Source organism: Kineococcus esterisolvens, from assembly GCF_050871405.1.
Classification (GTDB): domain Bacteria; phylum Actinomycetota; class Actinomycetes; order Actinomycetales; family Kineococcaceae; genus Kineococcus.
Window position 1 is genome coordinate 1 of sequence record NZ_JBJLRI010000019.1, and the last position, 23,444, is coordinate 23,444.

Consider the following 23,444-nt stretch of genomic DNA (forward strand, 5'->3'; position numbering starts at 1 on the left):
GAGCAGCGCCCCCCCCCCCCCCCCCCCCCCCCCGGCGACCCACACCACCCCCCCCCCCCCCCCCCCCCGGGGCCCCCCCCCCCCCCCCAGGACGCGCACGTGGTTCCGGTCGGCCGCGCGGCGGCGGGTCGCAGCGGCGGGGAGGGTGCTCACGACGGGGTCCTTCCACGGGATCGGCGGTGGGCACGGGGTTCGGCCGGTCCAGCAGGTGTCGGCACACCCGTGGTGGACCTTGAGCCGGGCCGCTCCCCCGGACCGGCGGGAGGGCCGCCGCACCGGGAAGACGCCGGCGGTCCACGGTGTTGGAACGGGTGGCGGCGCTCCGCACGTGCCCCGGGCTCCACCTCTCGTCGCCGCGAGCGACCACCGCGCCGACAGGCGCACCCGGAACACCGCCACCCACCCCCTCCCGGCCCCGCCGTCCCGGCGGCCGGGCCACCCCAGCCAGGAGGCAGATGTGAAGGGCGATCGCGTCGAGGTCGTCGTCGACGCCGGCGGCGACACCCGCACCTACGAGGTCGCGGCGACCCGCGCGGGCCGCCGCGTGGACGTCGCGCACGGGCGCGGCCTGGTCGAGGTCACCGAGGTGACCCGCGGCGGGACCGCCGTGCGCACGGCACGGTTCATGGCCGCTCGCGTCATCGCGCTCGTCGAGCACCCCGCACCGCGGCACACCGCCGAGGACGACGACGAGACCGTGACGCCGCTGCGCGTCACCGCCTGACGGCGAGCCGCCGCCCCCGCGACCCCCACCGGCCGCGGGGGCGCCGTCGCTCGCGCACGCCGGTGGTCGCGCTGGTCGCGGTCCTGGTGGCCGGCGCGGCCCACGCGCTCGTGGCGGCGGAACCACGAGCCCGGCGGGTCGAGTGCGGCGAGGAGATCACCGGCGACGTCCGCCTCACCGCCGACCTGCGGTGCCCCGGGCCCAGCGGGCTGGTCGTGGCCGCCGACGGCGTCGAGGTCGACCTCGACGGTCACGCGATCACCGGTCCCGGTCTGGTCGCGGGCCGCTCCACCCCCTCCCAGGGCATCTCGGTCGAAGCCCACGACGCCACGATCCGCGGCGGCCGCATCACCGGCTGGGACGTCGGCGTCCGGGTGGGGTGGGGGAGGTCCCCGCGCAGCGCAGCACTGGCGGACGTGCGGCTGGAGGCGGACGGGGTGGGCGCCTCCGTCGGCGACGGCAGCTCCCTGTTCGTCACCACCTCCCTGCTCCGCGGCAACAACACGGGCATCACCGCGCAGGGGCAGCTGGTCGTGGACCGCTCGAGGGTCGAGGAGAACTTCACGGGCGTGGCCGTCCAGTCGGGCGAGCCGGGCGGACCGTTCACCCTGCGGGGGAGCCTCGTGCAGCGCAACAACTTCGGTCTCATGTGCCACCGCCCGGGTTTCCTCGTCGAGCGCAGCACGTTCGCCCACAACGACACCGCGCTCATCGCGAGCGACTGCCGGCCGTCGGCGGTGCTGGGCTCCGCCTTCCTGCGCAACGGCGACCACCTCTGGCTGGACGAGCCCGGCAGCGTCACCGTCGCCTGCACGCTGCTCACCCGGAGCGGCGGACCGGAGGAGGTGGCGGTGCAGCCCTGCGGGTCGTGGCCGGGACCACCACCCGGGACCGGCCGCCCCCTGCCCCTGCGGTGATCGAGGGGGCGACCTCCTCGAACACCGCAGGGGCAGGGGGCTCGGGTCAGACCGTCGCGGCGGCGAACCGCCCGGGGCGGAACGGTTCCAGCAGCGGGACGCGCTCCCCGAGGACCTCCCGGGCGGTGAACTCGCCGAGCACCAGGCCGAGGGTGGCGCCGCTGTGGGTGAACAGCACGTGCAGGCCGGCGACCTCGGGCAGTTCGCCGACGACGGGCTCGCCGTCACCGGGGATCGGCTTGGGGCCGACGCCCCGTCGCGTCACCTCCAGGCGCGGGTTCCCCGCGAGCACCTTCGCCCCCTCCTCCAGGAGCCCCGCGATCGTGGACCCCGGCACCTCGTGGTCGCCGTCGCCGCGCACCACGACCTCCTCCTCGGACCAGCCGGAGTCCAGGACGAACGTCCCGTGCGGGGTGGGGCGGATCGCCACGCGCGGGGTGTTGAGCACCGCACGCAGCGGGTGGTCGATCCGCTGGGTCTCCAGCAGCAGCGACACCGGCGAGGCGTCCGGCACGTGCAGGCCCAGCTCGGCGAGGTCGCGCGGCACCCGCGGGCCGGTCGCCCACACCACCGCGTCGGCGTCGAAGGTGGCGCCGGACGCCGTCGCGACACCCGTCGCGCGGCCGCCCGCGACGACGGGCCTCGCGCGGCCGGCGCCGGTGTGCACCTCACCGCCCGCGGCGCGCAGCTGCTCCACCAGCGCCTCCACCAGCAGCGGCAGGTCCACCCAGCCCTCGCCGGGGTTGAACACCGCGCCCTCCTCGGCGACCGCCGAGGCGTCCACGCCCGGCGTCCACGCGGCCACCTCCTCGGGCGCCAGCCACACCGAGTCGTAGCCGATGGACAGCTCGTGGGCGTGGCGCTCCTCGTAGCTCTCGCCCGGACCGGCCCACGTCAGCCCGCCGTCGAAGCGGACGCGGTCGGTGAGGCCCGTGCGCGCCGCGAACGTGCGGTAGCGGTCGATGCCGACCGTGCGCAGCCGGTGGTAGGCGTCGCTGCGCGCACCGGCGGAGTTCAGCCACGACAGGGAACGGCCGCTGGCGCCCGAGGCGAACGCTGCCTCGGTGACGAGGTCGACGCGGGCGCCGGCGCGGGCCAGGTGGGCCGCGGTGGAGACGCCCAGGACGCCGCCGCCGACGACGACGACGCGCGGGGCCCCGGCGCGGGGCGTGGGAGCGGGGAACGCGGTGCTCACGGTGGTCTCCAGGGAGGTGTGGAACGGTCGGGGGGTCACAGGACCTGCGACAGGAAGCGCTGCAGCCGCTCGCTGCGCGGCGCCTCGAACAACTGCGCGGGCGGCCCCGACTCGACGACCCGGCCGGTGTCCATGAAGACGACCTGGTCGGCGACGCGGCGGGCGAAGCCCATCTCGTGGGTCACGACCACCATCGTCATCCCCTGGCGGCCGAGGTGCGCCATGAGGTCCAGGACGCCCTTGACGAGCTCCGGGTCCAGGGCGGAGGTCACCTCGTCGAAGAGCATGACCTCCGGTTCGAGCGCCAGCGCGCGGGCGATCGCGACGCGCTGCTGCTGGCCGCCGGACAGGTCCCTCGGGCGGTGGTCGGCGCGCTCGGCCAGTCCGACCTCCGCGAGGCGCTCTCGCGCGAGGCGCAGCGCCGCCTGCTTCGGCAGCTTCTTCACCGTCCGCAGCGCGAGGGCGACGTTCTCCTCGGCGGTGTGGTCGGGGAAGAGGTTGAAGTGCTGGAACACCATGCCGACGCGGCGGCGCAGCGTGTCGGGGGCGACCGTGAGCGCGCTCTTCCCGCCGATGAGCACGTCACCGCCGGAGGGTTCGTGCAGGCGGTTCACGCCGCGCAGCAGCGTCGACTTGCCCGATCCGGACGGGCCGATGACGCAGGTGGTGCTGCCCGGCGCGACGGTGAGGTCGACGCCGCGCACGACCTCGACGGGGCCGTAGGCCAGGCGCAGGTCGCGGAGCTCCAGGCTGGAGCCGGCGTAGTGGGCGGTGCTCGTCGTGGTGGTGCTCACGGCGGGGTTCCCGGTGGTCACGGTGGCGGTCGGTGTCCTGGTCACGAGGCGCTCCTGCGGGTGCCGGTGAGCTCGGCGACCTCGTCGAGGCCGCTGCGCGGTGCGGTGGTGGGGCGGCGGCGGCCGGTGCGGAACCGCTCGTCGACGTGGTTCACCAGGTGCGTCAGCGGCACCGTGACGACCAGGTAGAAGGCCCCGGCGAGCACCAGCGGCGAGAGGTTCCCCGACAGGACGGCGGCGTCCTGTCCCACGCGGAACAGCTCGCGCTCGCTGGAGAGCAGGCCGAGGAAGTACACCAGGGAGGAGTCCTTGACGATGGCGATGAACTGGTTCACGAGCGCCGGCAGGACGCGGCGAACGCCCTGCGGGACGACCACCAGGCGCATCGCCGTGCCGTAGCTCATGCCCAGCGCCCGGCACGCCTCCAGTTGCCCCTTGTCCACCGCCTGGATGCCGGCGCGGAAGATCTCCCCCAGGTAGGCGCTGGAGATCAGCGCGAGGGCCAGGATGCCCAGCGGGTACGGGGAGGGGCCGAACACCGAGCGGCTGAACTGGCTGAAGCCCTGGCCGATGAGCAGGATCGTGACGATCGCCGGTAGTCCGCGGAACACGTCGGTGTAGACGCGAGCAGGTACGCGCAACCAGCGGGACCGGGAGATCCCCATGACCGCCAGGACCATGCCCACGACGGTTCCGATGACGGTGGCCGCGACGGAGATGACGAGCGTGTTCTTCAGGCCCGTCGTCAGCATCTGCGGCAGCACCTCGAGCATCGCTTCGAGGTCGAGGAACGTGCGCGTCAGGTTGTCGAGCAGCGTCACGGGAGCCCTCCCCTCAGCTCGCCGTGGTCGGTGTCGGCGACGACGTCCGCTCGTCGCTCGGCAGGTACTGCTCGGGCATGGGTGAGCCGGGGAACCACTTCTGGTACAGCTCCTTCCAGGTGCCGTCCTCCATGGCCGCGTGCAGGCCCTCGTCCAGCGCCTCCTTGAGCGCTGTGTTGCCCTCGGCGATCGCGAAACCGGCGGGAGCGTCGAAGGACGGGATGTCCTCGGCGTCGACGAGACCGAACTGCTCCACGTACGTCTTGGCGGCTTCGTAGTCCAGGAAGTGCGCGTCGACGTTCCCGCTGTTCAGCCCGGAGACCCCGGTGTTGTTGTCCGGGAAGCGGACCAGCTCCGCGTCGGGGAAGTTCTTCAGGGCGTACGCCTCCTGGAGGGTGCCCTGGACGACGCCGAGCCGCCTGCCGGCCAGGTCGCCGGACGAGGTGATCCCGCTGTCGGGGGTGGTCAGGACGGTGAGGTACCCGGCGAGGTAGCCGTCGCTGAAGTCGACGGTCTCCTGCCGCTCGGGGGTGATGCCGATGGCGGCGACGCCCACGTCGAACTGGCCGTTGGCCACGGCCGGCAGCACGGCGGCGAAGTCCTGGCCGACGAACGTGACGTCGCCGACCCCGATGCGACCGGCGACGTCGCGGAACAGTTCCACGTCGAAGCCGGTGAACTCCCCGGAGGCGTCGGTGTAGGCGTACGGCCGGATGTCACCGACGCTGGCGACCCGGATCGCACCGGGCTCGATGAGACCGAGGGGGTTGTCGGCCGTGGCGGCGGCGTCGCTGCCGGAGCCGCACGCGCTCGTGCTGAGCAGGGCGGCGGCGACGAGGGTGGTGACGACGGTGCGTCGGGTGGGGACGTGCATGGTCATCAACCGTTCTCTCGGGTGTGGGGGGTTCAGCCGGTGATGGCGTAGTCGACGGTCCACATGTAGCGCCGGCCGGCCAGGGCGTAACCGCGCTGGGCGGCGTAGTGCGCCGCCAGTCGCGCCACGAGCGCGGAGACCACGAGCGGGGAGACGAACGCCCGCTGGCCGGGGGCGATCCCGGGCATCTCGAGGTTGCGGGTGTCGAGGTAGCAGGTGGGCCCGCTGTACTTGTCGAGGAACGTCCGGACGCGCTCTCCCATCGGGCGGGTGGCGTCCTCGCCGAGGAAGACGATGGTGCGCGTGGTGTCGTCGATCACCTCGAACGGCCCCTGGAAGAACTCGTCGGCGTTGATCGTCATGGCGTTCATCCACTGCATCTCCTGCAGGTAGCAGGAGGTGAGGACCGACGCGGGGCCGAACAGCGGCCCGGAGGCGATCACGTGGGTCACCGGCACGTCCTTCATCACCGAGACGACCTCGGCGGCACGCTCCTCGAAGGCGCGCACGCCTGTCTCCAGCGCGGCCGGCAGCGCCCGCAGGGCCGCCAGTTCGGCGCCGACGTCCCGGCCCTCACGCTCCAGGAGTGCCAGTGCCACGAACTGCAGCAGCACCTGGTTGGCGTCGCCGGAACCACCGGCGAACACCTTCCCGGCGGCGTGCGCGACGGGGCTGGTCGCCTTCAGGGTGACGCACGCCACCGCCGCCCCGCGGGAGGCCGCCCACTCCGCCGCGCGCACGGTCTCCGGGGTCTCCCCGGCGCCGGACAGCAGGAGCACCAGCGCGCCGGGGCCGACGCTCGGCGGGGCGCGGAAGTAGAACTCGTCGGAGTTCACGGCGGCGGCCGGGACGCGGGCGCCGGTGTCCAGCACGTACTGCGCGGCCTGCACGTTGAGGTACGAGCCGCCCGCGCCGACGAGGAACACCCGGGTGATCCCCGGCAGCCCGGAGATCCAGGTGCGCACGTCGTCCCACTGCGCGAGCACGTCCCGCAACGGGCCGGCCAGGTCGGGGACCTCCGCCACGGGCTGGGGGCCGAGGTAGGTGCCGTCGGTCACGAGTTCTCCTCTGGTGGTCGGATCAGACGCCGGCGGTCGCCAGCGGGTCGGGGGCCGGGTGCCCGAAGGCACCCGGCTGGGAGCAGGTGCGGGCGGCGGAGCGCGCCGCTGCGTGCAGGGCGGAGCCGGGTTCCTCGCCGCGCAGCAGGCCGACGAGGAGGGTGCCGGTGAACGCGTCCCCGGCGCCGAGGGTGTCGACCACGTCCGCGCGGGCGGCGGGCACCTCCCAGGTGCCCGCACCGTCGGTCAGGAGCGCCCCGGCCGCGCCGCGCGTCAGCAGCACGCGCGCCGCCCCCGCCGCGACCGCCTCCGCGCCCAGGGCCCGGGCCTCGTCGTGGGAGAGGTGCCCGGCGGAGAACGTCGCCAGCCAGGCCATCGGGGCCACGCTCCGCACGTGCGCCGGGTCGGTGATCTGCGCGAAGTCGTAGCTGAGCCGGCTCACGGCGGCGAACCGGGCCAGCTGGTCGTCCAGCCCGCTGGAGGACCCGACGTGCACGGCGTCGAAACCCGCCGCGTACGCCAGGTCCCCGGCATCGGGGCGGAACCGGGAGACCCCGGGGTCGGAGGAGGCGAACCGCCGCTCGCCGGCGACCACGTCGACGACGCAGTGCGCGGTGCGGCCGGCGACGACGCGCAACCGGTCGGTGCGCACCCCCTCGGCTTCGAGCGCACCGCGCAGCAGGTCGCCCGCGGGGTCGGGCGCGACCGCGCCGAGGTAGGCCGCGCACGCCCCGGCCCGGGCGGCGGCGACGGCGACGTTGACGCAGTTGCCTCCGGGGTAGCCGAGCCCGGCGTTGGGGTAGCGGTCCACGACGTTGTCCCCGGCGGCGAGCACGCGCGGCACGCCGCCGGACCGGCCGGGCGGGTCGGGTGCGAAGGTCACGATCAGTCCTCCGAGCGGTGGGGCGGGGACGGTCGGGCTGGCTGACGAGCAGGTGGGACGACGGGTTGGTACCGGTCTCACCTCCGATGCTGAGACCGGTCTCACCCCGTGGCGTCGACGGTAGGCCCCGTCGTACGGCCGGGTCAACGCCGAACTGTTTCCGGCGCGTAACGATGTGTTCCCCGCCGGGTCACCGGTGTCCGGTCCGTAGGGTCGAGGGGTGGACGAGGGGCAGCGATGACCGAGGTCGGCGGCCGGGCGCGGCGCGCGACGGTGGCGGACGTGGCGCGCCGCGCCGGCGTGGCGAAGGCCACCGCCGCGCGTGCGCTCGGCGGGTACGGGGCCGTCAGCGAGGACGTGCGCGAGCGGGTGGTCGCCGCCGCCGAGGAGCTCGGCTACCGCCCCAACGAACTCGCCCGCAGCATGGGCACCGGCCGCTCGCGCACCATCGGCGTCGTGGTCGGCGACATCGAGAACGACTACTTCGCCCTGGCCGTGCGGGGGATCTCCGACACCGCCGCGAGCGCCGGCTACGACGTCGTCCTCGTCAACACCTCCGAGGACGTCGAGGCCGAGCGCAAGGGCGTGCGGCTGCTGCTCGACAAGCAGGTCGACGGGCTCATCGTCTCCCCGGCGTCCTCGGCGGACGTGGACCACCTGCGGGAGGTCGAGCAGGACGAGCGGCCGCTCGTGCTCCTCGACCGCCGGGTGCCCGGGCTCGACGCGCCCTCCGTGGACGTGGACATCGCCACCGCCACCCGTGCCGCGACCGACCTGCTCCTGGACCGCGGGCACCGGCGGATCACCTACCTCACCGCGCTCGACGACCCGGGTGGGCCGTGGGGGAGGAGCACCCCTCTGGTCAGCTCCTCCGTCGCGGACCGCCTCAGCGGAATCGTCGCCGCCCTCGACGCGCGCGGAGTACCCGTCGGGCCCGCCCTCGTGCGGTTCGGGGCGCGCGGCGACGAGGCCGTGCGCGCCGCGGCCGAGGAGGTGCTGCGCGGCCGGGACGCCCCCACCGCGGTCGTCGCCTCCGACGGGCGCATCGCGCTCGGGCTGCTGCAGGCGCTGGCCGACCTGGGGGTGAAGGTGCCGCGGGACCTCTCGCTCGTCATGGTCGACGACTTCCCGTGGACCCGCGTGGTGGACCCGCCCCTCACCGCGGTGCGCCAGCCGACCTACGAGGTGGGGGCGGCGGCGGCGGACACGCTCGTGCGCCTGCTGAGCGGTGCGGCACCGCCGCGACGAGCACCGCTGGTGGCCCAGCTCGTCGTTCGGTCCTCCGTGGGAGCGCCGCGGCGGCGGCGTGCCGTGCTCTGAGCCGTGGGGGGGGGGGGGGGGGGGGGGGGGGGGGGGGGGGGGGGGGGGGGGGGGGGGGGGGGGGGGGGGGGGGGGGGGGGGGGCGGGGGGGCGGGCGGCGGGCTCCTCCTCCCGGTCACCGCCGGGCCGGGGCGGGACTCAGCCCCGGGTGGTGCGCAGGACCCCGTCGACGCGGCGGGGGATGCCGGTGAAGCCGTCGGTCAGCTCCGGCGGCAGCAGCTCGACCGGCACGGCCTGGAAGGTCACCGGGCGCAGGAACCGGCGGATCGCGCTGGTGCCCACCGAGGTGTGCTGGGAGTTCGTCGACGGCCACGGGCCGCCGTGGTGCTGCGCCCACGACACCGCCACCCCCGTGGGGTAGGCGTCGAACAGGATGCGGCCGGCCACCGGGCGCAGCGCCCGCACGACCGTCGCCGGCAATTCCGTCTCACCCTCGCCGCGGTGCACGGTGGCCGTCAGCGAGGACGGCACCTCCTCCAGCGCCGACAGCAGCTGCTTCTCGTCGTCGTAGCGCACCACGGTGCTCAGCGGCCCGAAGCACTCCTCGGTGACGGCGCGCGGCATCCCCACCGCGGTCGTCGACAGCAGCAGCGGCACGGCCGTGAAACCGCCCTCGCCGTCGGGCTGCGCGCCGTGCGCGAGCGCCGTGACGCCCTCCTGCTCGCTCAGCTCGGCGCTGGTGCGCTCGTAGGAGGCGGCGATGCCGCCGTTGAGGAGCACCTGCGCCGACGCCTCCCGCACGGCGGTGGTCATGGCCTCCACGACCGCGTCGCCGTCGGGACCCGAGGGCACGAACAGCAGGCCGGGCTTGGTGCAGAACTGCCCGGCGCCCAGGGTGAACGAGGCGACGGTGCCGCGGCCGATCTGCTCGCCGCGCTCGGCCGCGGCCGCCGGGGTCACGACGAGGGGGTTGAGGCTGGACAGCTCGCCGAAGAAGGGGATCGGGTCCGGGCGGTCCTCGATGATGCGCAGCAGCGCCTTGCCGCCGGTCACCGAACCGGTGAACCCGACCGCGCGCACCGCCGGGTGGGCGACGAGGTCCGCGCCGGCCTGCTGGCCGAAGACGATCCCCAACGTGCCCTCGGGGGCGCCGAACTCCCGCGCCGCCGCCGACATGACCTCGAAGCACAGCCGCGAGGTCGCCGGGTGCGAGCTGTGCGCCTTGACGACCACCGGGCAGCCGGCGGCCAGCGCCGAGGCGGTGTCGCCGCCGGGCACCGAGAACGCCAGCGGGAAGTTGCTGGCCCCGAACACCGCCACGGGCCCCAGCGCCACCAGCATGCGGCGCAGGTCCGGGCGCGGGCCCATGGGGGTGTCCCCGGCGTGGTCGATCGTGGCCTCCAGGTAGGAGCCCTCGCGCAGCACCTCGCCGAACAGCCGCAGCTGGTACGTGGTGCGGGTCAGCTCGCCGTTCAGGCGGCCCTGCCCGAGCGCTGTCTCCCGGTCGGCGAGGGCCACGACGTCCTCCCGCCGTGCCTCCAGCGCGTCGGCGAGGGCCTCCAGGAGGGCGGCGCGGCGCTCGCGCCCGAGGTCCTCCAGGGCGGGGGCGGCGGCCAGCGCGGCCTCGCACAGCGCCGCGACCTCCTGCGGGGTCGTCTCGGGGGCGACGGTCTCCACGGCCTGGCCGGTGCGGGGATCGGTGCTGACGACGTCGGTCACGGGGGTTCCTCCTCGGTGTTCGGGTGGTCAGCGCTGCAGCGCGGGCCGCTTGGGGTCGAACGTCCAGCCGGGCACGATCGTTCTCATCGCGGCGGCGTCGTCGCGGGCCCCCAGGCCGTGCTCGACGTACAGCTCGTGGGCGGCCTTCAGGGCGTCGAGGTCCAGCTCCACGCCCAGACCGGGCCGGCGGGGCACCTCGATCGCGCCGCCCTCGATGCGCAGCGGCTCGGTGGTGAGGTTCTGGCCGTCCTGCCAGATCCAGTGGGTGTCCAGGGCGGTGATCGCCCCGGGTGCGGCGGCGCCGACGTGGGTGAACATCGCCAGCGACACGTCGAAGTGGTTGTTGGAGTGCGAACCCCAGGTCAGCCCGAAGTCGTCGCACAGCTGGGCGACGCGCACCGAACCGCGCATCGTCCAGAAGTGGGGGTCGGCCAGCGGGATGTCCACGGCGTTGGCGCGCACGGCGTGCGCCATCTGCCGCCAGTCGGTGGCGATCATGTTGGTGGCGGTCATCAGGCCGGTGCGGCGGCGGAACTCCGCCATCGTCTCGCGGCCGGAGAAACCGCTCTCGGCGCCGCAGGGGTCCTCGGCGTAGGCGAGGACGTCGCGCAGTTCGCGGCCCAGGGCGACGGCCTCCTCCAGCAGCCACGCGCCGTTGGGGTCGAGCGTGATGCGCGCCTCGGGGAACCGGCGGGCCAGTGCGCGCACCGCCTCCGCCTCCTGCTCGCCGGGGAACACCCCGCCCTTGAGCTTGAAGTCGGCGAACCCGTAGCGCTCCTGCGCGGCCTCGGCCAGGGTGACGACGGCCTCGGGGGTCAGGGCGGGCCGGCGGCGCAGCCGCTCCCACTCGTCGGCCGGGTCGGGTTCGGTGACGTACGGCAGACCGGTCGCCTCCGCATCGGCGACGTGGAACAGGTAGCCGAGCACCGGGACGGCGTCGCGCTGCTGCCCCTCGCCGAGCAGCTCGGCCACCGGCACGCCGAGGTGCTGCCCGAGCAGGTCCAGCAGCGCGGACTCCAGGGCGGTGACGGCGTGCACGGTGGTGCGCAGGTCGAACGTCTGCAGGCCGCGCCCGCCGGCGTCGCGGTCGGAGAACTCGCGCTGCACGCGCGCCAGCAGCCGCGCGTACTGCGCGATCGGCTGACCGACCAGCAGTTCACCGGCGTCGGCGACGGTGCGGCGGATCGCCTCCCCGCCGGGCACCTCGCCGAGCCCCGTGTTCCCGGAGCTGTCGGTGACGATTGCGATGTTGCGGGTGAAGTACGGGGCGTGGGCGCCGCTGAGGTTCAGCAGCGCGCTGTCGTGCCCGGCGACGGGCACGACCTCGACGGCGGCGACGGTGGGGGTGCGCACGGGCAGGTCCTGCTCGAGGGGCACGGTCGTCACCTCTGCTGGACCTTCTCGATCAGGGCGGTGAGCTCGGCCAGCTCGGAGGGGCGCAGGTCCGTCAGCGGCGGGCGCACCCGGCCGCCGTCCCGGCCGACGGCGGTCAGGCCCGCTTTGACGATGGAGACGGCGTAGCCCTTCTGCCGGTCGCGGATGTCCAGGTACGGGATGACGAAGTCGTTGAGCATCCGGTACACCACCACGCGGTCCTGGGCGCGCACGGCGGCGAAGAACTCCAGCGCGAACCCGGGCACGAAGTTGTACATCGCCGAGGAGTACGTGGTGACGCCCAGCTGCAGCAGCGGCAGCGCGAACGTCTCCGCGGTGGGCAGGCCGCCCACGTACAGCAGGCGGTCGCCGAGGCGGGCGTAGGTGCGGGTCATCCGCTCGATGTTGCCGACGCCGTCCTTGAGCCCGATCAGGTTCGGGTTGCGGTCGGCGACCTGCTCGACGGTGACGTCCTCCAGCACGGCGTTGGCGCGGCTGTAGGCGATGACGCCGAGGTTCGTCGCCGCGCACACGGCGGTGACGTGCTCGACGAGCCCGGCCTGGCTCGCCTCGGTGAGGTAGGGCGGCAGCAGCAGGATCCCGTCGGCACCGGCGGCCTCGGCGGCCCTGGCCTGCTCGACGGCCTGCGCGGTGCCGCCGGTGGCGGAGGCCACCACGGGGACCCGCCCGCCGATCTCCTCGGCCGCGACCCGCACGACCCGCTCGTGCTCGGCGGAGGTCAGCGAGAACCCCTCGCCGGTGCCGCCGCCGGCGAACAGGCCCGCCACGCCGAACGACGCCTGCCAGGCCAGGTGCTCGCGGTAGCGGGTCTCGTCGAAGCGCAGCTCGTCGTCGAAGTGCGTGACGGGGAAGGACAGCAGCCCCGAGCCCAGGCGGGCGGCGAGGTCTGCGGGGGCGAGCTGCGGCATGGGGGGCGTCCTCGGGTCGGTCGGTGCGCGGAGACCGGCGCAGGCGTCTCCGTCGACGGGTGCTGCCACCGTACGAACGCCGTCGATGCCCGTCCAGGACTCTCTTCGCATCGCAGGATGCCCGGGAGGCATCACGCGGAGGGGGCCTCGCCCTCCAGGACCTCCAGCACGCGGCGCAGCGCGGGGTTGCGCGCACCCCGCGCCCACAGCAGGTGCAGCTCCACCGGTTCCGGCTCGGCGGTGGCCAGCGGCACGTGCTGCACGCCCGGGACCCCCAGCCGCGCCGCCGACGCGGGCACGAACGCCAGGCCGCGCCCGGCGGCCACCAGCCACAGCATCGTCAGCACCTGCCCCACCGTGTGCACGACGTTGCCGTGCACCACCGGCACGGAGGAGACGACGAGGTCGTAGAAGTAGCGCGCCTCGGTGGGGGAGTACATGACCACCGGTTCGTCCGACAGGTCCCGGGCGCCCACGGGGCGCTCCAGCGAGGCCAGCCGGTGCCCCTCGGGCAGCGCCACGAGCATCCGCTCGCGGTGCAGGCAGCGCGAGCCGAACTCCTCGGCGTCGAACGGGGGCCGGGCCAGCCCCAGGTCCAGCTCGCCGTGCCGCAGGGCGTCCAGCTGGGCGCTGGTCACCGTCTCGCGCAGGTCCAGGTCCACCTCGGGCAGCTCGCGCCCCACGGTGTTCAGCAGCGCCCCCAGCGGGCCGTAGGCCGCCGCGGCGGTGAAGCCGATGCGGACCAGGCCGCGCGCGCCGGACGAGACCCGCCGCGCCGTCACGGGTGCGGACTCGGCCAGGGCGAGCAGGCGGCGCGCCTCCACCAGGAAGGCCGCGCCCGCCGCGGTCAGCTCCACGCGGCGGTTGTCGCGCTCCAGCAGCTGCGCCCCGACGGCGCGCTCCAGCTTCTGCACCTGCCGGCTCAGCGGCGGCTGGGTCATGCGCAGCCGCTCGGCGGCGCGGCCGAAGTGCAGCTCCTCGGCGACCGCCACGAAACCGCGCAGCTGTTCCAGCGTCATCGCCATGCCGGGGACGCTACCGCCCGGGTGGTGGCGGCGGACCGCTCGCGGCGGGTGTGCCGGGCTCCTTGACCGGGCGGGGACGGGCACCTAACGTCAGCGACGAGCTCATCGAAGCGCTTCGACGGGTTCGGGCGGGGCGCTGCTGCACCGCCCCCGGACCACCGCGCCCCAGGAGGACCCGTGACCGCGCCCGACCTTCCGACGTTCCCGCCCGGCTTCGTGCTGGGCGCGGCGACGGCCAGCTACCAGATCGAGGGCGCCGTCGCCGAGGACGGTCGCACCCCCTCCATCTGGGACACCTTCAGCCGCACCCCCGGTCGGACCCTCGGCGGCGCCACCGGCGACGTGGCCTGCGACCACTACCACCGCTACCGCGAGGACGTCGCCCTGCTGGCCGACCTCGGCGTGGACTCCTACCGGTTCTCGACCGCGTGGCCGCGCGTGCAGCCCGGCGGGCGCGGACCGGTGAACCCCGCCGGGATCGGCTTCTACGACCGCCTGGTCGACGAGCTGCTGTCCCGGGGGATCGACCCGGCCGTGACCCTCTACCACTGGGACCTGCCCCAGGAGCTGGAGGACGCCGGCGGATGGCGCGAGCGCGACACCGCGCACCGGTTCGCGGAGTACTCCCGCCTCGTCGTCGACGCCCTCGGCGACCGCGTCACCCGCTGGATCACCCTCAACGAACCGTGGTGCGCGGCGTTCCTCGGCTACGCGAACGGCCACCACGCCCCCGGTGCGCAGGAGGGCACCCCGGCGCTGGCCGCCGCCCACCACCTGCTGCTCGGGCACGGCCTGGCCGTCGCGCAGCTGCGCGAGGCAGGCGCCCGCGAGGTCGGCATCACCCTGAACCTCGACCAGGTCACCCCCGCGAGCGACTCCGAGGCCGACCGCGCCGCGGCGCTGCGCGCCCTGACCCACCACAACCTCGTGTGGACCGAACCGCTGCTGGCCGGGCGCTACCCCGAGTCCGAGCGCGCCACCTGGGGCGAGCTCGCCGACGGCTCCTACCGCCGCGACGGCGACCTGGAGGTCATCGGTGCCCCGATCGACTTCCTCGGCATCAACTACTACACGCCCGCCGTCGTCGCCGACGCCCCGCACGACGAACCCGACCCGGCGAAGCGCACCGCCATGGACGTCGGCACCCGCCAGGTCGAGCGTCCCGAGCTGCGGCACACGACCATGGGCTGGCCCGTCGACCCGCCCTCGCTGGGCCGCCTGATCGCCGAGGTGTTCGAGCGCTACCCCGACTGCCCGCCGGTGTGGATCACCGAGAACGGCTCGGCGGAGGCCGACGTCGTCGGCGAGGACGGCGTCGTGCACGACACCGACCGCGTGGAGTACCTCGCCGGCCACCTCGCCGCCGTCGCCGAGCAGATCGCGGAGGGCGCCGACGTGCGCGGGTACTACGTGTGGTCCCTCATGGACAACTTCGAGTGGGCGTTCGGGTACGACCAGCGCTTCGGCATCGTGCACGTCGACTACGACACGCAGGTGCGCACCCCCAAGGACAGCTACCGCTGGTTCCAGCGGCTCACCGCGGCGCAGCGCGCCGCCCGTGGCCGGGAGGCCCAGGCGTGAAGTTCTCCGACGGTTACTGGCTCTCCCGCCCCGGCGTCCACCCGCAGTGGGCCGCTCAGGCCCGCCGGGTGGAGACCGGGGGTTCCACCGTGCGGGTCGTCGCGCCCGTGCAGCGCATCCGGCACCGCGGCGACACCCTCAAGGGCCCGGTGCTCACGCTGGACTGGTCCGCGCCCGCCGAGGACGTCATCGCCGTGCGCACCACCCACTTCGCCGGCGGCGTGCACCGCGGCCCCGACTTCGAGCTGAACACCGCCGACGTCAGCCCCGGCCGCGCCGAGCGCGACGGGTCGCTCGTGCGGTTCACCTCCGGGCGCCTGGCGCTGGAGCTGGACACCGACCCGGAGGCGCCCTTCGCGCTGCGGTTCAGCGGGGACGGCCGGCCGCTGACCACCGCCGGCGCCAAGGGCACCGGCATCGTCACCACCGACGCCGGCGAGCACCACACCGTCGTGCAGCTCGCCCTCGGCGTCGGCGAGCACGTGTACGGACTGGGGGAACGGTTCACGCCGTTCGTCAAGAACGGCCAGGTCGTCGACGTGTGGCAGGCCGACGGCGGGACGGCCACCGAGCAGGCGTACAAGAACGTCCCGTTCTACCTCTCCGACGCCGGGTACGGGGTCTTCGTCAACCACCCCGGGAGGGTGTCGTTCGAGGTCGGGTCCGAGAGCGTCAGCACCGTGCAGGCCAGCGTGCCGGGCCAGGAGCTGGAGTACCTGGTGATCTACGGCCCCACGCCGAAGGAGGTGCTGGCCAAGTACACCGCGCTCACCGGCCGCCCCGCGCTGCCGCCGGCGTGGTCGTTCGGGCTGTGGCTGTCCACCTCGTTCACCACCGACTACGACGAGGCCACCATCACCTCGTTCATCGACGGCATGGCCGAGCGGGACATCCCGCTGAGCGTGTTCCACTTCGACTGCTTCTGGATGCGCGAGTACCAGTGGTGCGACTTCGAGTGGGACCCCGAGGTCTTCCCCGACCCGGAGGGCATGCTCAAGCGGCTGCACGAGCGCGGCCTGCACGTCAGCGCCTGGATCAACCCCTACATCGGGCAGGCGTCCCCGCTGTTCCGCCCGGCCGCCGAGGCCGGGTACCTGCTGCGCCGCACCGACGGCTCGGTGTGGCAGTGGGACCTGTGGCAGCCCGGCATGGGCGTGGTCGACTTCACCAACCCCGACGCGCGCGCCTGGTTCGCCGACTGCCTGCGCCCCCTGCTCGCCTCCGGCGTGGACTGCCTGAAGACCGACTTCGGCGAGCGCATCCCGCTGGACGTCGTGCCCTTCGACGGCTCCGACCCCGAGCGGCTGCACAACCACTACGCGCAGCTGTACAACCGCACCGTCTTCGAGCTGCTCGAGGAGGTCCGCGGCCGCGGCGAGGCCGTCCTCTTCGCCCGCTCCGCCACCGCCGGCGGGCAGCAGTTCCCCGTGCACTGGGGCGGGGACTGCGACTCCACCTACCCGTCGATGGCGGAGAGCCTGCGCGGCGGGCTCTCGCTGGGGCTGTCCGGGTTCGGTTTCTGGAGCCACGACATCGGCGGGTTCGAGGGCAAGCCCGACGACGACCTGTTCACGCGGTGGCTGACGTTCGGGTTGCTGTCCTCGCACAGCAGGCTGCACGGCAGCTCCTCCTACCGGGTGCCGTGGGTGTTCGGCGAGCGGGCCGTGCGCGCGGCGCGCGACTACACGAAGCTGAAGATGCGGCTCATGCCGTACCTGTACGCGGCCGCCGTCGAGGCGCACGGGACGGGAACCCCGGTGATGCGCCCGGCGCTGCTGGAACTGCCCGGTGACCCCACCGCGGCGTTCCTGGACCGGCAGTACTTCCTCGGCCCCGACCTCCTCGTCGCCCCCGTCATGTCGCCCGACGGGCGGGTCACCTACTACGTGCCGGAGGGTCCCTGGACGCACCTGCTCACCGGTGAGGTCGTGCACGGCCCGGCCTGGCGGACCGAGACGCACGAGGCGGACAGCCTGCCGCTGCTCGTGCGCCCCGGTGCGGCGCTGGCGCGCGGCGCGGTGGACGACCGGCCCGACTACGACTACGCCGACGGGGTGGAACTGCTGCTCTTCCCGCCGGTGGGCGACGCGACCGTGACCACGACGGTGCCGGACACCACCGGTGCGGTCGCGGCGACGTTCACCACCACCTGGCGCGACGGCGTGCCGACCGTCGAGGCGGACACCGCGAAGCCCTGGCGGGCGCTCGTCGTGCGCGGCACCGAGCGCGCCGAGGTCGCCCGCGGCTGATCCGGCCACCGCGGGGAGCCGGCGGGGAGTCAGCCGGGGAGGGGGCCGCGGCGCTGGTGGGACGGGTGGGCGGGTCCGGGGCCGGGCAGCACGACCGTGCGGGACCACCCGCCGTGCCCGCCGGTGCCGGCGGGTGCGGCCAGCGGTCCGGGTCTGCCGTGCAGGAACCCCTGCCCGAGCACCACGCCCAGCCCCCGCAGCGCCTCGGACTCCGCCGCGTGCTCCACGCCCTCGGCGAGCAGGGTCGCACCGACGTCGGCGGCGAACTCCACCAGGGAGCGGAACAGGGCCCGGCGCACGGGGTCGACGTCGACCTCCCGCACGGGGCTGACGTCGGCCTTGATGGCGTCCGGGCGCAGTTGCAGGATGTGCCGGAAACTGGCGTAGCCGGCACCGGCGTCGTCGACGGCGATGCGCACCCCGCCCGCGCGCAGTCGCCGCGCGGCCGCCACCAGGGCCGGGTAGTCGGTGACCCGGGTGTGCTCGGTGAGCTCGGCGACGACCACCCGGCCCTCGCGGGCCCCCTCCGCGGCGTCCAGCAGCACCTCCTGGGCCTCCGGGTCCACCAGCGCCTCGGCGGAGGAGTTCACGCTCAGGGCGGTGCCCGCCGGCAGGCGGTGCAGCTGCGCCAGGGCGGCGCGCGCCGCGAGCAGCTCCAGCGGCACCCCCAGCCCCACCCGGGTGGCGGCCGCGAACGCCAGGTCGGGCCGCGGGAAGGCGGGGGAGCGGAACCGCGCCAGCGCCTCGTGCCCCGCGAGGGTGCCGTCGGCCAGGCGCAGCGCCGGCTGGAACACGACGTCCACCTCGCCGGTGTCGAGGACGCGCTGCACCTCCCGGCGGGTGTCCGACTCCGCGCGCTGCTGCAGCGCGCTGGGGCTGGTGAGGTGGTCGCTGACCAGGTCGGCGACCAGGGACAGGTACCGGGCGGCGTCCAGGCCCAGGTGCGGGCCCGGACCGCGGCCGAGGCAGCACAGCATCCCCAGCACCCCGCCCGCCGCGTCGCGCAGGGGGGCGCCCACGTAGGAGCCGATGCCCATGCGCGCCGTGACGGCCAGGTCGCGGGTGCGCGGGTCCCGGCGCGCGTCGGGGACCACGGGAGGCAGGTCCCCGGCGAGCACCCGCACGCAGAACGACTCCTGCAGCGGCGGAGCGTCGCCCACCGCGACGTGCACGCCCGCCCCGTCCCCGCTGAGCGCGCTGATCTCCTGGCGGTCCTCGGCGAACCGGGAGACCCGCCCGATGTCCGTGCCCAGGTGGACGCGCGCGAGGTCCAGCAGTCGCTGCACCTCGGTGCCCCCGGTGCCGGGGGCGGGAGGGGGTGCGGCGCTGATCACGCGGCTTCCTCGAGCGCTCGGTCCGTCTCCGCGCCGGGCTGCGCGGCCGCGTCGGCGGCCGGGTCGGCGGCGTCGACGCGGACCCCGGTCCGCCTCCGGGTCACCGGGCCGTCACGGGAGCGCGGGTTCCCGGTCGGGGCGCCGTCGCCTCAGGCGACCGTGAAGTCCGTCTGCGCCGTGACCGGGGCCGACGTGGCGCCGAACGCCCGCACCGCCACCCGGTAGGTGTAGCGCCCGGCGCTCGCCGGCGCCGCCGCGCTGAAGCGGGCCGGGTCCGAGGCGTCGCGCACCGGCGCCGGGCTCACCGCCCGCCACGGGCCCGCGCCCCGCCGCACCTCCAGCAGGACCGTCTCCTGCTCGGCCGGGACCGGGTGCAGCAGGAACTCCACCGCGCCCGCGCGAGGGGCGCGCACCTTCAGCCACGCCGGCGAGCGCGGCGCCACCAGGACCTTGCGGTCGGTCGCGGTCGGCTTGTCGGAGCAGGCGCCGGCCACGCGCACGCTCGCCCGGTAGGTGTACGAGCCCGCGGTGACCGGTCGCGGCACGTCGAGCACCGCCACCTGCCCCGAGCCCGTCACCGCGACCCGCTCCCACGACGACCGGCCGCGACGCACCTCCACGACCAGCTCCTCGCGAGCGAGGTCGACGGCGCGGCCCGGCGTCAGCCGCACCAGGCCCCGCACGGGCAGGTCCTCCACGTGCAGCGCTCCCAGGTGCGCCGGGGCCACCACGACGCGGGCCCGGTCGGTGCGCGTCGGCGAGCAGGCGCCGCCCGCGGCGACGGAGGCGCGGTAGGCGTACGAGCCGGGCTCGGTGGGGCGGGGCGCCTCGAGCAGCGGGGTCCCGGTCGCGCCGGGGAGCGCGGTGGCGGGCACCGGCACCCAGTCGCCGCCGTCCCGGCGCACCTCCACGACCGGCGACTCGGTCGCGGCGTCCAGCTCGCGCCCCGGGTCCAGCACCACCACCCCGGCGCCGGGGTCGTCGGTCACGGCCAGGGAGGCGGGCGGCGCGGGCGGGACGACCACGGCGTTCACGGCGTCCGTGCAGCTCTCGGACACCACGCCGTGCCGCGCGCAGGCCACCCGGTACGCGTACCGGCCCGGCGCCTGGGGGCGGGGCAGCCCGAACCGGTCGCCCGCACCGGTCACGGGCCGGGGCGCACCGGCCGGGCGCCAGGGCCCGTCGCCGCGGCGCACCTCCACGACCAGCGACTCCACCGCGTCGTCCAGCTCCCGGCCCAGGACCAGCTGCACGGTGCCCTGGCGCGGCCGGTCGGACACCGTCAGCGACACCGGGGACGCCGGCGCGGACACCCGCTGCGGGCGGTCCACGACGATCCCCGACAGGGCCGGACCCGGCAGCGCGCGCAGGTGCCCGGCGCGGCGCAGCGACCGCCGGCCGGCACGCGGCTCCAGGGCGCGGCGCCCGGCGGCCCGACCCCCGCGCACCAGGACGCGCGCCAGCGAGGTGGCCGTGCCCACCGAGGCCAGCGACGAGCCGCTGACCATCCCGAAGGCCACCAGGCGCAGCAGCCCGACGGCGCCGCGGCTCAGGCCGCGCTCCAGCAGGGACTCGTGCACGAGCGCCAAGGTGGTTCCCCCCCGGGTGTCGGGTCGTCGGTCCACCGGTTCGGCACCGGGGACCCGACGGCCCATCGGCGGCCGGGCGCAGCACCTGAGCCGAGCGGTGGGGCGGGACCCGGTGCAGCAGCGTCGAAGCGCAGCGCCCTCTTCACCCGTCAGGCACGGCAGAACACTTCGCGGTAGTTCAACTACCTCCTAGGTGTCGATCGAGGCGAAAACACCCAGATCCTGTCGACCTCCTTGACCGATTCGCCGGTCTACATGTAGTAAAAGTACATCACGGCCGGCTTCCGTTCCGGCTCCGGTCGCAGCCCGGCAACGCTTCCCGCGGTCGGGCTCCCGTGGTCCTCGACGAGGAGGAAACGACCCCATGCCCCCTTCCACCCCCCCACCCGAACCCGCCCGCAGCCGGTGGCGGTCCGCCCTGGCGATCGCGACCACCGCCACCGTGGTCGCCGGCCTGCTCGGCACCGGCCTGCCCGCCCCCGCCACCGCCGCCACCGCCGGCCGGGGGCACGACCCGTCGGTGACGGTGACGGTGGACCCCGACCTGGTGCTCCAGCAGGACTACCTGGGCGTCGGCGCCAACGTCATGCCCTTCAGCCTCCTGCCCGGCACGACCGGGCTGGGGTACGACGACGCCGCCTGGGAAGCGGACCGCGAGCGCATCCTCACGGTGCGGCCGAAGGTCGCGCGCCTGTGGTTCCAGATCGACTGGATGGAGCTGGAGAAGGGCCGGTACGACTTCACCAGCCCGGAGATGCAGGCCGTCCACCGCTACCTCGACGTCTTCCGCGAGGCCGGCACGGAGGTCGAGCTGAACTTCGGCTGGAAGGTCGGGGAACGCGTCCACGACTGGTTCGGGGTCTCCGGGGCGGACCCGTGGATCGCCGCGCCCGCGGACCTGGAGGCCTACGGCGCCTCCGCGGCGGCCCTGCTGGACGACCTGATCCGCCAGCGCGGCTACGACAACGTGAAGTACCTGACGTTCTACAACGAACCCAACGGCAGCTGGGACTTCGACGCCGGTGGCCGGGACGAGAAGGCCTACTACGCCGCCATGGCGCGCGCGGTCCACGAGCACCTGCAGGGCGCGGGTCTGCGCGACCAGGTGGAGATCTGGGGCCCGGAGGAGGTCGGTGCCGCCGACTGGACCGCCTACATGGAGGAGAACGCCGGCGACGTCTTCGACAGCTACTCCTTCCACCTGTACGGCGAGTCCTACGAGGCCATGGCCCAGGCGGTGGAGGACCGCCAGGCCGTCGCCGGTGGCAAGCCGGTGGTCCTCTCGGAGTTCGGCTGGACCTCCGGGGACGTCAGCACCTGGGAGACCGGTTACGCCAACTACGTCGTCCGCAGCGCGCAGGAGGGCGTGCGGGCGAACCTCGTGTGGCAGCTCAACGGCACCACGACCGCCGACCCCGACGGCGACACCAACGGCCAGTGGAACCTCTGGGACAGCCTGGTGCTGGGCCCCGAACCGCGCGAGGCGTTCTACGAGGCGGGGCTGCTCATGCGCTACGTGCCCGCGCACAGCGAGGTCCTCGCCACGACCTCCTCCTCGCCCGACGTCCGCGCCACCGCGTTCCGCCGCGACGGCGAGTACACCGTCCTGGTGGAGACCGCGCCCGGTCAGGCGCGCGACGTCACCGTCGACTTCGGCGACGGTGCCGGCGTCCCGAAGAAGTTCACCCGCCTCGTGGCCGAGGACGACCCCCAGGTGGAGGCCAACGCCCTCCTGCCGGCGTCCACCGGCCGGTTGACGACCCGCCGCGGGGCCTTCACCGACACGGAGCTGCCCGCGGAGCGGACGGTCGCCGTCTACACCAGTGCGCCGCCCGCGACCCAGGTCGCCGTCGACCCGGTCCAGGGGTTCGTCGAGGGCGGCAGCTCCACGCGGCTGAGCGCCGAACTCGTCGACGGGCGGGGCGGGGTGCGCTGGAGCGTCCTGGGGACCGGCGGCGGCACGGTCGACCGCCGCGGTGTCTACACGGCCCCCGACGTGGACACCGAGCGGACGGTCGCCCTCCGGGCCGAGAGCGTGAAGGACCCGGACGCCTACGGCATCGCCCGCCTCACCGTCACCCCCGCTCCCGTCGCGGGCCGGGTGGACGCCCCGGTGCTCAGCCTGCCGCCGGGTCAGTACGACTCCGTGGAGGCGGTGACGATGACGACCGGCACACCGGGCGCGCAGATCCGCTACACCACCGACGGCAGCGAACCCACGCAGGAGTCGACCCCCTACACCGGGCCGGTGTTCCTCGACCCCGGCACCACGCGCCTGTACCGGGCGAAGGCCTTCGCCGACGGCCTGGAGGCGTCCGGCACCACGTCCCGCCTGTACAAGGTCCTCGACGTCCAGAACGCCCCGGACGGCTACCGGTTCTGCGCCTACGAGGACGGCTTCCGCTGCGAGTTCAAGGGCACCGCCAGCGTCGCCTACGGCTCCGGCCGGACCTTCACCTACGGGACCTTCACCGACGGCGTGGAGTGCACCGCCGAGGCCTTCGGCGAGGACCCGCACCCGGGTGAGCAGGACCGCTGCTTCTGGAACCCGACCGTCCCGCAGGAACCGCCGCTGGTCACCCTGTTCAACGCCGGGTTCGAGCGACCGGCCACGGGCAGCGCCGCCAACGGGCCGATGGTCAACGGCTGGACCTTCACGGCACGGGCGGGGGTGCAGCACAACGACTCGGCGTTCGTGCCCTCGCACCCGGCCCCGGAGGGGGAGCGGACCGCCTACCTGAAGACCGACTCCGGTCTGGCGGGCAGCTTCGAGCAGGAGGCGCTGTTCCCCGAGGGGACCTTCCAGGTGCGCTTCGAGGCGGCGATCCGGACCGGTTTCGGCGGCCCGCAGACCTTCGACGTCCTCGTCGACGACGAGGTGGTGGGGTCCTTCGCCCCGCCGTCGGGGGAGTACCTGGAGTACCTGACCGAGCCGTTCGCGCTGCCCGCCGGAGCGCACACCATCACCTTCGCCGCCACCACCACCGAGGGCGACAACACCGCCTTCGTCGACGCGGTCGACGTCGTCAGGGCTCCCTGAGGCGACCGGCGCGTCCGCACCACGGCGGGGCCCGGGACCGGTGCGGTCCCGGACCCCGCCGCAGCGCGTGAGCAGCAC

The 23,444-nt window shown here is 74.9% G+C and carries 18 protein-coding genes; 6 read left to right on the top strand and 12 right to left on the bottom strand.

Annotated features, from left to right (window positions below):
- The first annotated feature begins 457 nt into the window (after positions 1-457).
- Together ACRYR8_RS08505 and ACRYR8_RS08510 are read left to right on the top strand one after the other, a co-directional pair.
- Positions 458-724, top strand: a complete 267-nt coding sequence (locus ACRYR8_RS08505) for a DUF8836 family protein (RefSeq protein WP_432483975.1) — start codon at positions 458-460, stop codon at positions 722-724.
- 62 nt (positions 725-786) lie between these two features.
- Entirely contained in the window at positions 787-1,641 is an 855-nt protein-coding gene (locus ACRYR8_RS08510; RefSeq protein WP_432483977.1) for a right-handed parallel beta-helix repeat-containing protein, read from the top strand.
- Between the two features lie 46 nt (positions 1,642-1,687).
- On the opposite strand, the gene ACRYR8_RS08515 is transcribed toward ACRYR8_RS08510, so the two are convergent.
- The 6 genes from ACRYR8_RS08515 to ACRYR8_RS08540 form a co-directional block, all read right to left on the bottom strand.
- Complete coding sequence (locus ACRYR8_RS08515) at positions 1,688-2,836, bottom strand: NAD(P)/FAD-dependent oxidoreductase (RefSeq protein WP_432483979.1); 1,149 nt, start codon at positions 2,834-2,836, stop codon at positions 1,688-1,690.
- Between the two features lie 35 nt (positions 2,837-2,871).
- Positions 2,872-3,651, bottom strand: a complete 780-nt coding sequence (locus ACRYR8_RS08520; protein ID WP_432484001.1) for an amino acid ABC transporter ATP-binding protein — start codon at positions 3,649-3,651, stop codon at positions 2,872-2,874.
- Between the two features lie 20 nt (positions 3,652-3,671).
- Positions 3,672-4,403, bottom strand: a complete 732-nt coding sequence (locus ACRYR8_RS08525; RefSeq protein WP_432484003.1) for an amino acid ABC transporter permease — start codon at positions 4,401-4,403, stop codon at positions 3,672-3,674.
- A gap of 61 nt (positions 4,404-4,464) precedes the next feature.
- Positions 4,465-5,325: an ABC transporter substrate-binding protein gene (locus ACRYR8_RS08530; RefSeq protein ID WP_432484005.1), complete on the bottom strand. Its 861-nt coding sequence runs from the start codon at positions 5,323-5,325 to the stop codon at positions 4,465-4,467.
- Between the two features lie 32 nt (positions 5,326-5,357).
- The gene (locus ACRYR8_RS08535) at positions 5,358-6,383 is read right to left on the bottom strand and encodes an SIS domain-containing protein (RefSeq protein WP_432483981.1); all 1,026 of its coding nucleotides are present in this window, start codon (positions 6,381-6,383) and stop codon (positions 5,358-5,360) included.
- Positions 6,384-6,405: 22 nt separating this feature from the next.
- The gene (locus ACRYR8_RS08540; protein WP_432483983.1) at positions 6,406-7,266 is read right to left on the bottom strand and encodes a PfkB family carbohydrate kinase; all 861 of its coding nucleotides are present in this window, start codon (positions 7,264-7,266) and stop codon (positions 6,406-6,408) included.
- A 237-nt stretch (positions 7,267-7,503) separates the two neighbouring features.
- On the opposite strand from ACRYR8_RS08540, the gene ACRYR8_RS08545 reads away from it, so the two are divergent.
- Positions 7,504-8,586 (top strand): LacI family DNA-binding transcriptional regulator, encoded by a 1,083-nt coding sequence (locus ACRYR8_RS08545; RefSeq protein WP_432483985.1) that lies wholly within the window; start codon positions 7,504-7,506, stop codon positions 8,584-8,586.
- Between the two features lie 138 nt (positions 8,587-8,724).
- Here ACRYR8_RS08545 and ACRYR8_RS08550 read toward each other — a convergent pair whose 3' ends face one another.
- From ACRYR8_RS08550 to ACRYR8_RS08565, 4 genes are all read right to left on the bottom strand, one after another.
- Entirely contained in the window at positions 8,725-10,245 is a 1,521-nt protein-coding gene (locus ACRYR8_RS08550; protein WP_432483460.1) for an aldehyde dehydrogenase (NADP(+)), read from the bottom strand.
- Between the two features lie 27 nt (positions 10,246-10,272).
- A complete protein-coding gene (locus ACRYR8_RS08555) occupies positions 10,273-11,598 on the bottom strand; it encodes an enolase C-terminal domain-like protein (RefSeq protein WP_432483563.1) in 1,326 nt (441 codons plus the stop codon).
- 29 nt (positions 11,599-11,627) lie between these two features.
- Positions 11,628-12,548, bottom strand: coding sequence for a 5-dehydro-4-deoxyglucarate dehydratase (gene kdgD, locus ACRYR8_RS08560; protein ID WP_432483462.1), 921 nt, complete (start codon positions 12,546-12,548; stop codon positions 11,628-11,630).
- 131 nt (positions 12,549-12,679) lie between these two features.
- Positions 12,680-13,573, bottom strand: a complete 894-nt coding sequence (locus ACRYR8_RS08565; protein WP_432483464.1) for a LysR family transcriptional regulator — start codon at positions 13,571-13,573, stop codon at positions 12,680-12,682.
- 177 nt (positions 13,574-13,750) lie between these two features.
- Here ACRYR8_RS08565 and ACRYR8_RS08570 point away from each other — a divergent pair, with 177 nt between their 5' ends.
- Both ACRYR8_RS08570 and yicI read left to right on the top strand, forming a co-directional pair.
- Positions 13,751-15,154 carry a GH1 family beta-glucosidase gene (locus ACRYR8_RS08570; protein WP_432483466.1) on the top strand — a complete coding sequence of 468 codons (1,404 nt, stop codon included), beginning with the start codon at positions 13,751-13,753 and terminating at the stop codon, positions 15,152-15,154.
- Entirely contained in the window at positions 15,151-17,403 is a 2,253-nt protein-coding gene (gene yicI / locus ACRYR8_RS08575) for an alpha-xylosidase (protein WP_432483468.1), read from the top strand. Before ACRYR8_RS08570 ends, yicI begins: the two co-directional genes overlap by 4 nt.
- Positions 17,404-17,432: 29 nt before the next feature.
- Here yicI and ACRYR8_RS08580 read toward each other — a convergent pair whose 3' ends face one another.
- Entirely contained in the window at positions 17,433-18,737 is a 1,305-nt protein-coding gene (locus ACRYR8_RS08580; RefSeq protein WP_432483471.1) for a sensor domain-containing phosphodiesterase, read from the bottom strand.
- A gap of 149 nt (positions 18,738-18,886) precedes the next feature.
- Positions 18,887-20,317, bottom strand: a complete 1,431-nt coding sequence (locus ACRYR8_RS08585) for a hypothetical protein (RefSeq protein ID WP_432483473.1) — start codon at positions 20,315-20,317, stop codon at positions 18,887-18,889.
- Positions 20,318-20,690: 373 nt separating this feature from the next.
- On the opposite strand from ACRYR8_RS08585, the gene ACRYR8_RS08590 reads away from it, so the two are divergent.
- Positions 20,691-23,366, top strand: coding sequence for a chitobiase/beta-hexosaminidase C-terminal domain-containing protein (locus ACRYR8_RS08590; protein ID WP_432483475.1), 2,676 nt, complete (start codon positions 20,691-20,693; stop codon positions 23,364-23,366).
- The last annotated feature ends 78 nt before the right edge of the window (positions 23,367-23,444 follow it).